At 75.1% G+C, this 14,656-nt stretch carries 12 protein-coding genes; 6 read left to right on the top strand and 6 right to left on the bottom strand.

The annotated features are described in order from the left end of the window. Nucleotides 1-3: 3 nt before the first annotated feature. From Q0848_RS16170 to Q0848_RS16160, 3 genes are all read right to left on the bottom strand, one after another. Entirely contained in the window at nt 4-921 is a 918-nt protein-coding gene (locus tag Q0848_RS16170) for an NAD(P)-dependent oxidoreductase (protein WP_299039373.1), read from the bottom strand. A gap of 67 nt (nt 922-988) precedes the next feature. Then, complete coding sequence (locus tag Q0848_RS16165; RefSeq protein ID WP_299039371.1) at nt 989-1,441, bottom strand: hypothetical protein; 453 nt, start codon at nt 1,439-1,441, stop codon at nt 989-991. Between the two features lie 230 nt (nt 1,442-1,671). Further along, the gene (locus Q0848_RS16160; RefSeq protein ID WP_299039370.1) at nt 1,672-2,988 is read right to left on the bottom strand and encodes a hypothetical protein; all 1,317 of its coding nucleotides are present in this window, start codon (nt 2,986-2,988) and stop codon (nt 1,672-1,674) included. A gap of 252 nt (nt 2,989-3,240) precedes the next feature. Between Q0848_RS16160 and Q0848_RS16155 the strand changes: the two genes are divergently transcribed. The 4 genes from Q0848_RS16155 (at nt 3,241) to Q0848_RS16140 (ending at nt 8,926) form a co-directional block, all read left to right on the top strand. After that, nucleotides 3,241-4,530, top strand: coding sequence for an extracellular solute-binding protein (locus tag Q0848_RS16155; RefSeq protein WP_299039368.1), 1,290 nt, complete (start codon nt 3,241-3,243; stop codon nt 4,528-4,530). A gap of 67 nt (nt 4,531-4,597) precedes the next feature. Next, a complete protein-coding gene (locus tag Q0848_RS16150) occupies nt 4,598-5,551 on the top strand; it encodes a carbohydrate ABC transporter permease (protein ID WP_299039366.1) in 954 nt (317 codons plus the stop codon). Between the two features lie 74 nt (nt 5,552-5,625). Next, a complete protein-coding gene (locus tag Q0848_RS16145; RefSeq protein WP_366146649.1) occupies nt 5,626-6,447 on the top strand; it encodes a carbohydrate ABC transporter permease in 822 nt (273 codons plus the stop codon). Between the two features lies 1 nt (nt 6,448). Beyond that, nucleotides 6,449-8,926, top strand: coding sequence for a TIM-barrel domain-containing protein (locus Q0848_RS16140; protein ID WP_299039363.1), 2,478 nt, complete (start codon nt 6,449-6,451; stop codon nt 8,924-8,926). A gap of 23 nt (nt 8,927-8,949) precedes the next feature. Here Q0848_RS16140 and Q0848_RS16135 read toward each other — a convergent pair whose 3' ends face one another. Further along, on the bottom strand, nt 8,950-9,963 hold the full coding sequence (locus tag Q0848_RS16135; RefSeq protein WP_299039362.1) for a LacI family DNA-binding transcriptional regulator: 1,014 nt from the start codon (nt 9,961-9,963) through the stop codon (nt 8,950-8,952). 60 nt (nt 9,964-10,023) lie between these two features. Here Q0848_RS16135 and Q0848_RS16130 point away from each other — a divergent pair, with 60 nt between their 5' ends. Then, complete coding sequence (locus Q0848_RS16130; RefSeq protein WP_299039360.1) at nt 10,024-11,937, top strand: glycoside hydrolase family 2 protein; 1,914 nt, start codon at nt 10,024-10,026, stop codon at nt 11,935-11,937. A 118-nt stretch (nt 11,938-12,055) separates the two neighbouring features. Here Q0848_RS16130 and Q0848_RS16125 read toward each other — a convergent pair whose 3' ends face one another. Beyond that, on the bottom strand, nt 12,056-12,901 hold the full coding sequence (locus Q0848_RS16125; RefSeq protein ID WP_299039359.1) for a LysR family transcriptional regulator: 846 nt from the start codon (nt 12,899-12,901) through the stop codon (nt 12,056-12,058). 104 nt (nt 12,902-13,005) lie between these two features. Between Q0848_RS16125 and Q0848_RS16120 the strand changes: the two genes are divergently transcribed. Next, a complete protein-coding gene (locus tag Q0848_RS16120) occupies nt 13,006-13,737 on the top strand; it encodes an SDR family oxidoreductase (RefSeq protein ID WP_299039357.1) in 732 nt (243 codons plus the stop codon). A 75-nt stretch (nt 13,738-13,812) separates the two neighbouring features. On the opposite strand, the gene Q0848_RS16115 is transcribed toward Q0848_RS16120, so the two are convergent. Further along, a complete protein-coding gene (locus tag Q0848_RS16115; RefSeq protein WP_299039355.1) occupies nt 13,813-14,649 on the bottom strand; it encodes an alpha/beta fold hydrolase in 837 nt (278 codons plus the stop codon). Nucleotides 14,650-14,656 lie beyond the last annotated feature (7 nt).

The following is a 14,656-nucleotide window of genomic DNA, read 5'->3' as shown; positions in this document are numbered from 1 at the left end:
CGCTCATGCCCCGCTGCGGGGGTCGTCCAGCTCGTCGCGCCATGAGTGCTGCGGCTCGTAGCCGAGCAGCCGGCGCGCCTTGTCGATCGAGTAGAAGGTCTCGTCGCGGCCCATCTCGCGGCGGACCTCGACGCCCTCGTAGAAGCGCTCGATGACCTCGGAGGTGGTCGCGGCGACCGACATGTCGGCGTTGGCGACGTTGAACATCTCGAAGCCGAGCCCGTCGGTCTCCAGGCAGCGCAGCACCATCTGGCCCAGGTCGCGGGTGTCGATGTAGGCGAAGATGTTGCGCCGCCGCAGCGCCGGGTCCTCGAGGAAGGCCGGGAACTTCTCGGCGTACTCGTGGGGCTCGATGACGTTGTTGATGCGCAGGCCGTAGACGTCCGCGCCGGTGCGGGCGGCGAAGGAGCGCGAGACCACCTCGCCCGCCACCTTCGACATCGCGTAGGAGTCCTCCGGCACCACCGGGTGCTCCTCGTCGACGGGCACGTAGAGCGGCTTGCGCTCGCCCTGGGCGAAGCAGACGCCGTAGGTCGTCTCCGAGGAGGCGAAGACCACCTTGCGGATGCCGAGCCGGGTCGCGGCCTCGAGCACGTGGTAGTGCGCCGAGATGTTGGTCTCGAAGGTCGTGGCGTCGGGGGCGAGCAGGATGGCGGGGACCGCGGCGAAGTGGACGACCGCGTCGTACGCGGACCCGCGGGTCAGGTCGAGGTCGGGGTCGTCGAGGTCGGCCATCGTGGGCATGCCGGCCATCGCGGAGTAGACCTGGCCCGCGTCGGTCAGGTCGACCCGCAGGTCGGTGACGTCGGGGTGGCCCAGCGGGGTCAGGTCGGCGTTGGTGACCTGGTGGCCCTGGGAGGCCAGGTACGGGGCCACGTGGTGACCGGCCTTGCCGCTGCCGCCGGTGAAGAGGATGCGCATCTGCGCAGCCAACCACCGCGCCGACCGCGCGGCACGTCCCAGTCGCGGGCGAGCTGTCCGCGCTCGGTCAGCCCGGGGCCGGGGCGGCGCGGCGGACCAGCTCCCGCAGCCGCTCCCGGACGGCGTCGTCAACGTCGACGACGGCGAAGGACGTCGGCCACATCGGGCCGTCGTCGAGCGCCGCGGACTCGTTGAAGCCGACGCTGCCGTAGCGGGTGCCGAACTTCGCCGCGGGTTGGTAGAAGACGACGACCTCGCCGTCGCGGGCGTACGACGGGAAGCCGTACCAGGTCTTCGGCGCCAGGTGGGGCGCCTCCTCGGTGACGACGCGGTGCAGCTCCGTCGCGACGCGCCGGTCGACGCCCTCGAGCGCGTCGACGGCCTCCAGGCACGCCTCGAGCTCCTTGGCGAGCCTCGCCGCGCCCTTCAGCCCCTTCGTGGACCGCAGCTCCTCGGCGCGCTGCTTCACCGCCGCGCGCTCGTCGTCGCTGAAGCCGTCAGTTCCGCTCTGCCCAGCCATGTGCTCCCCCTCCGCAGCGGTCCGCCGTCCGCGCCGATGATGGGGCCCACCCGCACCCCAGGTCCATGGGCGGCGTCCACGAGGTGCCCGGCACGCGCACGGGTGAGGGTCCTGCCACGCCGCACGCCGCACGCCGCACGCCGCACGCCGCACGCCGCACGCCGCACGCCGCACGCCGCACGCCGCACGCCGAGCGCCCGCCGCCCAGGGCCCGGAGCTGGAGCGCCCGATCACCGCGAGCCGGCGGCGGCCTCCTGCTCGCGGGCGGGCGACCCGCCGGCGGGGAGCGGCTCGGCGGCTGCGAGGCCGATGGCGCGGCTCCGGGCCCGCCGCCGGGAGAGGCGTCCCGCCACCAGCGCGGCGGCGCCGGCGGCCAGCAGCCAGGCTCCCGCGCGCACCAGCGGGGACGGCCATCCCCGGTCCGCCCGTGGTGACCCCGAGACCTGCTCGGCGTGCTGCGCCAGCCCGGTCGCCATCTGGAAGTCGTGGACCGCGTAGTTCCCGCTCCCCGTGGGGACCCGTGTGAACGGCTGCACCGCACCGGTGCTGAGGTCGGCGTGCGAGACGGTGAAGTCGACCGACGTCGCGGTGCTGCTGGCTCCCACATCCTCCAGGAGCACCTCGTCGGCGGAGCGCCAGGCGAGCAGGCCGTCGGCGGCCACCGGCGCGGGCACCGCGGCCGCCGGGTCGCCGGAGGCCGCGAGGAAGGAGACGGCCGCCTCGCCCTGCAGGGCCAGCAGCCGACCGTCCGGGGACCAGCCCGCACCCGAGGTGAGCACGCCCTCGGGGCGCGGCGGCGTCACGGTGCGCAGCAGCCCGCCGTCGGGCCCGCGGACCTCGATCGCACCGCCGGCGCGCTGGACGGCCAGCAGGCCGTCGGGGGAGAAGGCGGCCGAGACGGCGTCGTCGACCCCGGCGACCGGCACGGCCGCTCCGGTGCCGACGTCGAGCACGAGCAGGTGCCCCGGGCGCCCGGACCGGCCGTAGGGGCCCACCTCTCCGGTGGGGGAGACGTAGGCCAGGCGCTGGGAGTCCGGCGACCACGCCAGCGGCAGCACGGCGGTGGCGTCGGGCAGGTCGACCGTGCGCACGTCACCCGTGGCGGCGTCCACCAGCGCCATGTCGGCGTCCTCGGGTGCGGCGACCACCAGCTCCCCCGACGGGGCGCCGGCGTCCCAGTCGCCGACCGCCACGGCGGCGCCGTCGGGGGAGACCGACATCGGCGCCGCGTCGCCCTGGGAGTCCGGAGCGCCGCGCGACATCGCGGTGCGCAGGCGCCGGGCGCTGGCGCCGTCGGCGCCGACGACGAGGGCCTGCGGGAAGTCCAGGAGCTCGACGCCGAAGCCCTGCTGGTAGACGGCCAGGACGCGGTCCGGGGGCGCGGCACCCAGCTGGCCCGTCCGGTAGCTGTACCCGGGCAGCTGCGCGGGCACGGCGGCCTGGTCGGCCGTGCCCGCGCCGGTCACGGCGGGGAGCGCGGACGAGGCGCCACCGACGCCCAGCACGGCCAGGGCGGCGAGGAGCGCGGCGCGGCGCGGTCGGTCCACCGCGCCAGGGTGCCGACCGGGGAAGGGCTGTGTCCGGGGTACGCGGAGATCGAGCCGCCGCTTCCGCTGAGCCCTGCGGACCGCCCGTGCTGCCACCGCCGTGCCGCCGCGTGAGAGGGCGGCCAGTGCCCTCGACGTCGCGGGGAACGCCGTCTCCGGACGGGGGGTCGCTCGCCGCGGGCCGCGTCGCGACACCGTTGACATCGTCTTGGAGCGCTATAAAGTCTCGGCCAGCGAGCCGAAGGAGGCGACGTGGGGCGATCGACGACGACGGCGATGACGCCGTCGCGCAGAGCTTTCCTGGCCGGTGCGGCGGCGGCGGTGGGCCTCGGGGCCAGCGGCTGCGGCACCGCCGGCAGCGGTGCGGGCGGCGCCGAGCTGCGCTTCTACATGCAGAAGACCGAGGTCATCGACTACTTCGACGACCTCCTGCGCCGCTTCGAGGCGCAGACGCCCGGCACCACCGCGGTGCTCGACTCGACGGTGTCGATCGCTCCCCAGTTCGTCCGCGGCGACCCGGGCGACGTCGGCTGCTTCAACAACAACCTGGAGCTGGCCCGCTACCTGCGGCGCGGGGTGCTCAGCGACCTGTCCGACCTGCCGTCGGCGGGCCGCATCCGGACGGACATCTCCGACCTCACCGACCAGTACGCCACCTACCCCGGGCGCACCAGCGTCCTGCCGTACTCCCTGACGGCGGCGGGCGTCATCTACAACCAGCAGATCTTCGACGAGCGCGGGCTCCCGGTGCCGACCACCTGGACCGAGTTCACCGACGTCTGCACCGCGCTGCAGCGCGACGGGGTGACGCCGATCTACGCGACGGACCGCGACGCGTGGACGCTCTGGCAGGGACTCTTCGACTACTCCGTCGGCAGCCTCGTCGACACCGGCGAGTTCTTCGCCCGCATGAAGGAGGCCGGCGAGGACGTCGGCCTCGGCGCGGGGGTGTCCTTCGAGGAGGGCCTCGCCGAGCCGATGGAGCGCGCCCGCGTGGTGTCGTCCTTCTTCAACCCCGACCACGCCGTCCGCAACTACGCCGACGGCAACCTCGCCTTCGGCACGGGGCAGGCGGCGATGTACCTGCAGGGCCCGTGGGCGCTGGGGCAGATCGCCCTGGTCGACCCGGACCTGCCGGTGGGCACCTTCCCCCTGCCGCTCACCGAGGACCCGGCCGACACGCAGGTGCGGGTGAACATCGACCTGGGGCTGTGGGTGCCCACCGAGACGCCGCAGCCCGAGGCCGCCCGGCAGCTGGTCGAGTTCCTCATGCAGCCCGAGGTCATCAACGCCTACAACCTCGACAACCTCGCCTACCCGACCACCACCGACGGCCCCGCGCAGGAGGACCCGCGCCTGGCGGGGCTCCAGCAGTACGTCGACGACGCCGCCTTCTACCAGGGCGCTGGCACCTTCGTGCCGGCGTCGATCCCGCTCGGCAACTACGTCCAGGCGGCCATGAGCAGCGGGGACTTCACCGCGATGCTGCGCCAGCTCGACGCCGACTGGCGCCGCCTCGCCGTGCGCGGCGGCCTCGTCTGAGCGCCGCCCGCCCGTCCTCCTCGCCCCCCGACGGCGACCCGACCCCACCCCGACCCGAGGCGGTCCCATGACCTCCCAGCTCCCCCTGGCCGCAGCCCCCGGCGTCGCCGACGCGCAGCGGACGCCGCTCGCGGCGTCCGACCAGCGACGACGCGCCGGCAGCCGACGCGTCGACCTCGCCTACTACGTGTTCCTCGTCCCCGCCCTGGCGGCCTTCACGCTCTTCGTGGTCGCGCCGGCGGTGGTCGGCATCTTCTACAGCTTCACCGACTACGCCGGCTTCGGCACGTGGTCGTTCCTGGGGCTCAGCAACTACCAGGCCCTGCTCGCCGACCCCGAGGTCCGCGGCTCCTACGCCTTCACCCTGGGCTTCGCCGTCGTCACGGTGGTCCTCGCGCAGGTGGTCGCCCTGGCGCTGGCCATCGCCCTGACCAGCCGGATCCGCTTCGCGACCGGGCTGCGCACGATCTTCGTCCTGCCGCTCGTGCTCTCCGGCATCGTGGTGGCCTACGTGTTCAGCTACCTGTTCTCCAACACGCTGCCCGCGGCCGCGGCGGCGGTCGGCTTCGCGCCGCTGGAGCAGAGCATCCTGGGCAACCCCGACCTCGCGTGGCTGTCGATCGTGGTGGTCTCGGCGTGGCAGACGATCCCGGGCGCGATGCTCGTCTACACGGCAGGCCTCAGCGCCGTCCCCGCGGACGTCTACGAGGCCAGCTCCATCGACGGCGCGTCGACTTGGCGCCAGTTCCGCTCCATCACGCTGCCGCTCATCGCGGGCTTCGTGCTCATCAACACCGTGCTCGGCGTCAAGGGCTACCTCGGCGCCTACGACGTCATCGTCGGGCTCACGAACGGCGGCCCGGGCACCGAGACCCGCAGCGTCGCCATGACCATCTTCTCGGGCTTCACCGGCGGCGACTTCGCCTACCAGATGGGCAACGCGACCGTGTTCTTCGTCGTCACGGTGCTGATCTCCGTCGTGCAGCTCCTGCTCACCAGAGGAAGGGCGATCCGGCTGTGACAGCTCTCCAGGCACCGAGGACCACCGCGGCCGCGGACCCCGTGGACGCGCCGGGTCCGTCCCGGCCGTCCCGCCTGCACCGGCCCAGCTGGTCGCTGACGCTGCTGCTCGCGCTGGCCTCGCTGACGGTGCTGGCGCCCCTGTACGTCACCGTGTCCATGGCGTTCAAGACCAGCGAGCAGTCCGTGGACGGCAACGCCTTCGCGCTGCCCGCCCCGTTCAACCCGGCCAGCTTCGCGCAGGCCTGGCAGGTGACGGACTTCCCCGTCGCCCTCGCCGTCTCCGTGCTCGTGGCGGCCATCACCGTCGCGCTCACGCTGCTGCTGAGCTCGGCTGCGGCGTACGCCATCTCGCGCAACTGGTCGAAGCGTGCGTTCCGGTGGTCGCTGTACTACCTGCTGGCGGCCCTGTTCATCCCGTTCCCGGTCACCGCGCTGCCGCAGATCCAGCTCACCGCGGCGCTCGGGCTCGACGGACCGGTCGGGGTGGGCATCCTGCACGCGATGTTCCAGCTGTCCTTCGCGACGCTGCTCTACACGGCCTACCTGCGCTCGGTGCCGATCGAGCTGGAGGAGGGCGCGCGCATCGACGGCGCGAGCACCGTGCAGGTGTTCACGAAGATCGTGCTGCCGATCCTGGCGCCCATGAACGCGACCGTGGGCATCTTCGCCTTCCTCGCCAGCTGGAACGACTTCATGCTGCCGTCCCTCATCACCTCCGACCCGGCGCAGCAGACGCTCCCGGTCGTCCAGAACATCTTCCAGAGCCAGTTCGGCACCGACTACAACGTCGCCTTCGCCTCCTACGCCATGGCGATGCTCCCGACGGTGGTCGTCTACCTCGTCGCCCAGCGATGGGTGATCAGCGGCATCACGCAGGGAGCGGTGAAGAGCTGACATGAGCGAGCTGCCCCTGGTCCGCCCGCTGCCCGGCTCCGCGCCGCGCGCCGACGCCCGCGCCGTGGTCACCGGCGAGCACTGGCGCGCGACCCTGCTGGACGACGGCCTCCTGCGCCTGGAGTGGTCCGACGACGGCGGCTTCGAGGACCGCGCGTCCACCTTCGCGGTGCGCCGCGAGCAGCCCGTGCCCGAGCACGTCGTCGAGCGGCGGGGTGAGGGCGTCGTCGTCACCACCGCCCGGATGCGGCTGCGCTACGACGGCCAGCCGTTCTCCTCCCACGGCCTCTCCGTGGAGCTGCGCGGGCGCGACGCCCCGGGGCGCTGGCGCTACGGCGACGCCCCGCGCGACCTCGGCGGCACCGCGCGCACGCTCGACGACGTCGACGGGCGCACCGAGCTGGAGAGCGGCGTCGTCTCGCGCACCGGCGTCGCCGTCGTCGACGACTCGCCGTCCTTCCTCTTCGACGACGACGGCTGGGTGGCCACCCGGGAGCCGGGGCGCCGGGACCTGTACGTCTTCGCCTACGGCCGCGACGGCGCCGAGGCCGTCCGAGCGCTCTACGCCGTGTCCGGGCCGCCCTCCCTGCTGCCGCGCTGGGCCCTGGGCAACTGGTGGAGCCGCTACCACCCCTACAGCGACAGCTCCTACCTCGAGCTCGTCGACCGGTTCCGCGACGAGGGGCTGCCGTTCTCGGTGGCCGTCGTCGACATGGACTGGCACCGGGTCGGCTCGGTGCCCGAGCGCTTCGGCTCGGGGTGGACGGGCTACTCCTGGGAGCCGGAGCTCTTCGGCGACCCGGCGTCCTTCCTGGCCTCCCTGCACCGGCGGGGCCTGCGGGCGACGCTGAACCTGCACCCCGCGGACGGCGTGCGGGCGTTCGAGGACGCCTACCCTGCGGTCGCGCGGGCGATGGGCGTGGACCCCGAGACGGAGGAGCCGATCGGCTTCGACCCGACCGACCGCACCTTCCTGGAGGCCTACTTCCGCGAGCTGCACCACCCGCTGGAGGCGCAGGGCGTCGACTTCTGGTGGATCGACTGGCAGCAGGGCGGCGCCACCGACCTGCCCGGCGTCGACCCGCTGTGGCTGCTGAACCACTTCCACCACCTCGACGCCTCCCGCGGCGGCGGCCAGCTCGAGCACGGCATGACGTTCTCCCGCTACGCCGGGCCCGGCAGCCACCGGTACGCCGTCGGCTTCTCCGGCGACACCGTGGTGACCTGGGCCTCCCTCGACTTCCAGCCCGAGTTCACCGCGACCGCCGCGAACATCGGCTACTGCTGGTGGAGCCACGACGTCGGCGGCCACACGCGCGGCGTCCGGGACGACGAGCTGGCCACCCGCTGGCTGCAGCTGGGCGTCTTCTCGCCGGTGCTGCGCCTGCACTCGGCGAACAACCCCTTCATCCGCAAGGAGCCCTGGGAGTTCCCGGCCGAGCACCGCGAGGCGATGGGCGCCGCGCTGAGGCTCCGGCACCGGCTGGTGCCCTACCTGCACACCATGAACCACCGGGCGGCCGCCGGGACGCCGCTGGTGCGCCCGGTGCACCACGAGCACCCGCGGCGCGACGAGGCGTACTCGGTGCCCAACGAGTGCCTCTTCGGCAGCGAGCTGCTGGTGGCGCCGATCACGACGCCGCGCGACCCGTCGTCGCGGCACGGCAGCGTGCGGGCCTGGCTGCCGCCGGGGACGTGGACCGACCTGGTGACCGGCTCGGTCTACGCGGGCGACCGCACGCTCGAGCTGCACCGGCCGCTGGGCTCGGTGCCCGTGCTGCTGCGCGCCGGGGGAGTGCTGCCCCTGGCGGGCACCCCGGCCGCCGGCGGCGCCGTCGACGAGGTCGCCGCGCCCGACGGGCCGGCGCTGGTCGACGCGCTCGACGCCACGCGCAACCCCGAGGCGCTGGAGGTGGTCGTCGCGCCGGCGGCCTCCGGGTCCTTCGCCCTGGTCGAGGACGCCGCCGACGGCCCGGCCGCCACGGCGCCGGCGGGCACGGCGTCGGACGCCCCGGCCGGGACGGCGACGACGGCGCTGGTGTGGGACCGCGAGCGCGCCGAGCTGCGCATCGGGGCGGTGGACGGCGACGCCGGCGCGGTGCCGGCGGAGCGGACGTGGACGGCGACGTTCCTCGGGCGGCGCCCGACGGCGCCCGTGACCGTCGACGGCCGGGAGGTGCCGGTGACGTCGGGGCGCGGCCGCTTCTCGGTGACGTTCCGGGCGGCGGCGACCAGCGGGGCGGTGGTGGTGCTGACCGGTGGGCCGCCGCGGCTCGGCGCCGACCGGCGCGAGCAGGTGCGCGAGGTGCTCACCGCGGCGCAGGCCGGCAACCCCGCCAAGCTCGCCGCCTGGGAGGTGGTGAGCAGCGACCGGTCGGTGGCCGAGCAGGTGGCCGAGCTGGACGCCGTCGACCTCGGGCCGGCCGTGCGCGCCGCCGTCGTCGAGCTGCTCGCGACGATCGAGGAGGCCGACGGCTGACCCGCCCGTAGGCGCCGCGGACCTCAGGCGGTCCGCGGCGCGCTCTCGCCGATCCGCAGGCGGTGGCCGACGGTGACGTGGCGGCCCGGCGCGTCCAGGCCGCCCACCCGCTCGAGCAGCAGGTCGAGCGCCCGCTCGGCCAGCGCGGTGGTGTCCGGGGCCACGGAGGTCAGGCTCGGCGCGAGGCTCTCGGAGAGGTCGATGGCGTCCCAGCCGACGACGGCGACGTCGCCGGGCACGTCGAGCCCGCGCAGGCGCAGCGCCCGCAGGGCCCCCACGGCCGCCAGGTCGTCGCGGCACAGGAGCCCGTCGAGCTGCAGCCCGGCGTCCAGGGCGGCGTGGAGCGCGGCCTCCGCGCCGCGCGCGTCACCCTCCGCCCGGGCGACGAGCAGCGCCGGGTCGGGCTCCAGCCCGGCGAGCACGAGGCCCTCGCGGTAGCCGTCGAGGCGGAGCTGCGACGTCCGCGACGCCGGGCCGGTCTCGTGCCCCAGGAAGGCGAGGCGACGACGTCCCGAGGCCACCAGGTGCGCGACCGCGTCCCGGGCGGCCCCGACGTTGTCGATGGCCACCTGGTCGGCGCGCGGGGGCTGGGGGTCCTCCCCGAGGAAGACGACGGGCGTGTCGCGCCGCACCTCGTCGAGCTCGGCGGCGGTCAGCGCGGCCGGGTGGATCACCGCTCCGTCGACGAGGCCGGCGTCCCGGTCGCGCAGGACGGCGCGCTCGCCCTCGCCGGTGCCGTCGGTCTCCTCCAGCAGCAGGCGCAGGCCGCGCCGGGAGCACGCCCGCGCGAGGACGTGCGCCAGCTCCGCGAAGTAGGGACGGCGCAGGTCGGGGAAGGCGAAGGCCACCATGCCCGACCGCCCGGTGGCCAGGCTCCGCCCGCGCGCGTCCGGCCGGTACCCGAGCTCGGTGATGGCCGCCTGCACGCGCTCGCGCATGGCGGGGCTGACGTGCTGGTAGCCGTTCACCACGTTGGAGACGGTCATCATCGACACGCCCGCGTGCTCCGCGACGTCCCGCAACGTGACCCTGCCCATCGCCGGAGGCTATCCGCGCGCCCTGGGCCGCGACCTTTCGAGCGCTATAAAGTCGCCGCCATGAGCGCCTCCACGACCGCCCCCGTCGACGCGGCGTCCACCCCGGACGGCGCACGCCCCGAGCTGCCCCGCGCGAGCGCCCAGGACGGCACGCACCCCCGCCCGCAGATGCTCCGCGCGGCGTGGGCGAGCCTCGACGGCACCTGGGCCTTCCGCCACGACGACGCCGACGAGGGGCTCGCCGAGGGCTGGGGCGCGGGACTGCCCGACGCCGGGGAGATCCGCGTGCCCTTCCCGCCGGAGTCCGCGGCCTCGGGCGTCGAGGCGCCCGGCTTCCACCCGGTGGTCTGGTACTCCCGCCGCCTCACCCGCGACGACCTCGTCCGGGCCGGGGCCGGCGACGGCGCGCCGCGCGTGCTGCTCCACCTCGGCGCCGTCGACCACAGCGCCCGCGTCTGGGTGGACGGCGTGCTGGTGGGCGAGCACGCGGGCGGGCACACGCCCTTCACCGTCGACGTGACCGCGCAGGTCGGCGCCGCCGGGGACTCCGAGCCCCTCGTCGTCGTGCGCGCCGAGGACGACCCGCTGGACGCGACGCAGCCCCGCGGCAAGCAGGACTGGCACGAGGACCCGCACGCCATCTGGTACCGCCGGACGACCGGCATCTGGCAGACCGTCTGGCTCGAGGCGGTGCCGAGCACGAGCGTCGAGCACCTGCAGTGGCTGCCGGTGCCCGGCTCGCACGGGCGCTCGGCGCTCGACCTCGCGGTGCGCTTCCGGGGCCGCCCCGCCGAGGGGTCGAGGGTGCGGGTGGTGCTGCGGCACGACGACGAGCACCTCGCGGAGCTCACCCTCGAGGTGCCCACCGGTGCGCGCGAGGTGCAGGTGCGGGTGCCGGTCGCCCGGCAGCGCAACGGTCAGGCCGTGGACGAGGTCGAGTGGTCGCCGGAGCACCCCCGGCTCGTCGACGCCGTCGTGGCGCTCGAGGTCGCCGGCGGCTCCGGCGCCCCGGCGGTGGTGGACGCGGTCTCCAGCTACGTCGGGCTGCGCACGGCCGAGGTCGCCCACGGCGCCTTCCTGCTCAACGGGCACCCGTACGACGTCCGCAGCGTCCTCAACCAGGGGTACTGGCCGGAGTCGCACCTGGCGGCTCCCTCGGCGCAGGCGCTGCGGCGCGAGGTCGAGCTGATCCGCGAGCTCGGCTTCAACGCCTGCCGGGTGCACCAGAAGGTGGAGGACCCGCGCTTCCTCTTCTGGGCGGACCGGCTCGGCCTGCTCGTGTGGGGCGAGGCGCCGGGGGCGTACGAGTTCTCCCCGCGCGCGGTCCACCGCCTGGTGGCGGAGTGGATGGAGGTCGTCGACCGCGACGCCTCGCACCCGTGCGTCGTCACGTGGGTGCCCTTCAACGAGTCCTGGGGCATCCAGCAGGTCCGCGACGACCCCGCGCAGCAGGCCTACGCCCGCGCGCTCACCGACCTCACCCGCGCGCTGGACCCGACCCGCCCCGTGGTGTGCAACGACGGCTGGGAGCAGCAGAGCACCGACATCACGACCGTCCACGACTACGAGGGCGACGGCGCCGTGCTGGCCCGCACCTACGCCGACGAGGCGGCGCGGGACCGCCTGGTGGGCGGCCTGGCGCCCTCGGGTCGCGCGCAGTTCGTCGGCGGCGCGGTCCACGCCGGGCAGCCGGTGATGCTCACGGAGTTCGGCGGCATCTCCTTCCAGCCCGGCGCCGCGCGCGCGGACGCCTGGGGGTACACCGCGGCGCAGGACGCCGGGGACTGGACCGCCCGCATCGGGGCGCTCTACGACGCCGTCCGCGCGAGCACCTTCCTCGCCGGCTCGTGCTACACGCAGCTCACCGACACCGAGCAGGAGACCAACGGCCTGCTCGACGCCCAGCGCCGGCCGAAGGCGCCGGTGGAGGACATCCGGCGGGCGGTGCTCGGCGGCGCGCGCGACGAGGGCTGACGCCGGGGGCCGACGGCGCGCCTCGACGGCCGAGCCCGCGTCGGCAGGGCCCGCGACGTGAGCGCCCGTGACGGCAGGGACCACGAGGTCAGGGCCTGCGACGTCAGGGCCTGCGACGTCAGAGGCGCAGCGCGGTCTCCACGAGCCGCGCGACGTCCAGCGAGCGGCTGCGCGGGGGCCAGGCGATGACGGTCGTGACCTGCGGTGCGTCCGTCACCGGGACGGCGACGACGCCCCCGCGCAGCTGGGCGCGGACGACGTCGGGCACGACCACCGACGTCCGCCCCAGGGAGACCAGCTGCAGGAGCTGCGCGTGGTCGTGGACCTCTGGCCCGGGGCCGTCGGCGTAGGCGCCGTCGGGGCTCGGCCAGCGGGGCGCGGGCAGGCCCGGGAGGTCGGCCACGTCGGCCAGCCGCAGCTCGCCGCGGGTGCTCAGCGGGTGGCCGGCGGGCAGGAGCACGACCTGCCCCTCGGTGCGCAGCTCCTCGACGTCGAGGCCCTCGACGTCGTCGATCGGGGGGTGCAGCAGGGCGACGTCGACCCGTCCGGTGCGCAGCAGGCGCCCCTGCTGCCCCGGGCCGCAGAGCACGACGTCGACGGGCACCGCCCGGGGATCGGCGGCGTAGGCGTCCAGCAGCTTCGCCAGCAGCTCGTCGGAGGCCCCGGCCTTGGTGGCCAGGGCGATCCCGGGGGGCGCGTCCGCAGGCGCTGCCCGGCGGGTGCGGTGCTCCGCGGCCTCCAGGGCGTCCAGCGCGGTGCGCCCCTCGCGCAGCAGCACGGCGCCGGCGTCGGTCAGGGACACCGACCGGCTGCTGCGCTCGAGCAGCGCGGTGCCGAGGCGCCGCTCGAGCTGGGCGACGGCGCGCGAGAGCGGCGGCTGGGCCATGCCGAGGCGCTCGGCCGCCCGGCCGAAGTGCAGCTCCTCGGCGACGGCGACGAAGTACCGCAGCTCCCGTGACTCCACGGCGCGACGCTACGCCTCGGGGACGGGACCCATACCCCTGCGGTATCGCCGGTGACCCGAGCGGTCTTGGACGGGGCGAGGGCCCGGCGCGCAGGCTCGACGTCATGAGCGAGAAGACGACGGCCCTGGTCACCGGGGCGAACAAGGGCATCGGCTACGAGATCGCGGCGGGCCTCGGCGCGCTGGGCCACCGCGTGGGAGTGGGCGCGCGCGACGACGGGCGGCGCGAGGCGGCGGTGGAGCGCCTGCGGGCGTCCGGCGTCGACGCCTTCGGCGTCCCGCTGGACGTGACCGACGACGCGAGCGTCCGGGCCGCCGCGGAGCTGGTCGAGCGGCAGGAGGGGCGCCTGGACGCCCTGGTCAACAACGCCGGCATCACCGGCGGGCCGCAGCAGCAGCCGAGCACCGCCGACCTCGACGTCCTCCGCACCGTCCTGGAGACCAACGTGCTCGGGGTGATCCGGGTGACGAACGCGATGCTGCCGCTGCTGCGCCGCGCGCCGTCGCCCCGGGTCGTCAACGTCTCCAGCGGCGTCGGGTCCCTGGCCCGGCAGTCCGGCCCCGGCGGCGCGACGAGCACCGGGCCGGTGGCGGTCGCCTACTCGCCGTCCAAGACGTTCCTCAACGCCGTGATGCTCCAGTACGTCCGCGAGCTCGAGGGCACGGGGATCCTCGTGAACGCCGCGTGCCCGGGCTTCGTCGCCACCGACCTCAACGGCTTCCGCGGCGTGCGCAGCGTCCAGGAGGGTGCGGCGACGCCGATCCGCCTGGCCACGCTGCCCGACGGCGGCCCCACGGGGGGCTTCTTCGAGGACGCCGGCGTCGTGCCCTGGTGAGACGCGCGAGGGCCGGGCCCGGTGCGGACGCCCGGCGGCGTCGCACCCGGCCCGGCCCCGTGGCGGGGGAGTGGCTCAGCGAGCCAGGAACTCCAGGAGCCGGGAGTTGAACTCCGCCGCGTGGCTGACGTTGAAGCCGTGGGGGGCGTCGTCGACCACGTGCAGCTCGCTGCCCGGGATCGCCGCGTGGGTGCGGGCACCGGAGCCCTCGAACGGCACGACGCCGTCGCCCGCGCCGTGGATGACCAGCGTCGGGACGGTGACGGACGGCAGGTCGCCGCGGAAGTCGGTGGTGCCGAAGGACTCCATGGCCGCGAGGGCCGCCTTCTGGTCGGACTGCTCGCACAGGGCGATCGCGTCCTGGCGCTGCGCCTCGGTGACCTTCAGGTCGTCCCCGACGGAGAAGAACTGCGTCGTGAACTGGTCGAAGAAGGCCGAGCGGTCGCTCTTGAGGCCGCTCTCCATCTGCTGCGCGGTCTCGTCGTCCAGCGGACCGTCGGGGTTGTCGCCGGACTTCGCCATGAACGGCGGGACGGCGCCGGCGAAGACGACGCTGCGCAGGCGGTCCTGGCCGTGGCGCGCGACGTAGCGGGCCACCTCGCCGCCGCCCATGGAGAACCCGACGAGGGTGACGTCGGTCAGCTCGAGCTGGTCGAGCAGCGCGGCCAGGTCGTCGGCCAGCGTGTCGTAGTCGTAGCCCTTGCGGGTCTTGTCGCTGCGGCCGAAGCCGCGGCGGTCGTAGGTGACGACGCGGTAGCCGGCGGCCCGCAGGGCCGGGACCTGCTCGGACCACGCCTCACCGGACAGGGGCCAGCCGTGGATCAGCACGACGGGGCGGCCCGTGCCGCCGGTGTCCTCGACGTGCAGGTTCGTGTCCTTGAACAGCCCGCTGTGGGCGGTGACCTCGGTCATCGTTCCT

The sequence above is a fragment of the uncultured Pseudokineococcus sp. genome (assembly GCF_947495735.1).
Taxonomy (GTDB): domain Bacteria; phylum Actinomycetota; class Actinomycetes; order Actinomycetales; family Quadrisphaeraceae; genus Pseudokineococcus.
Note: the sequence above shows the minus strand (reverse complement) of the source record. Positions and strands in the feature narration are given on the sequence as shown.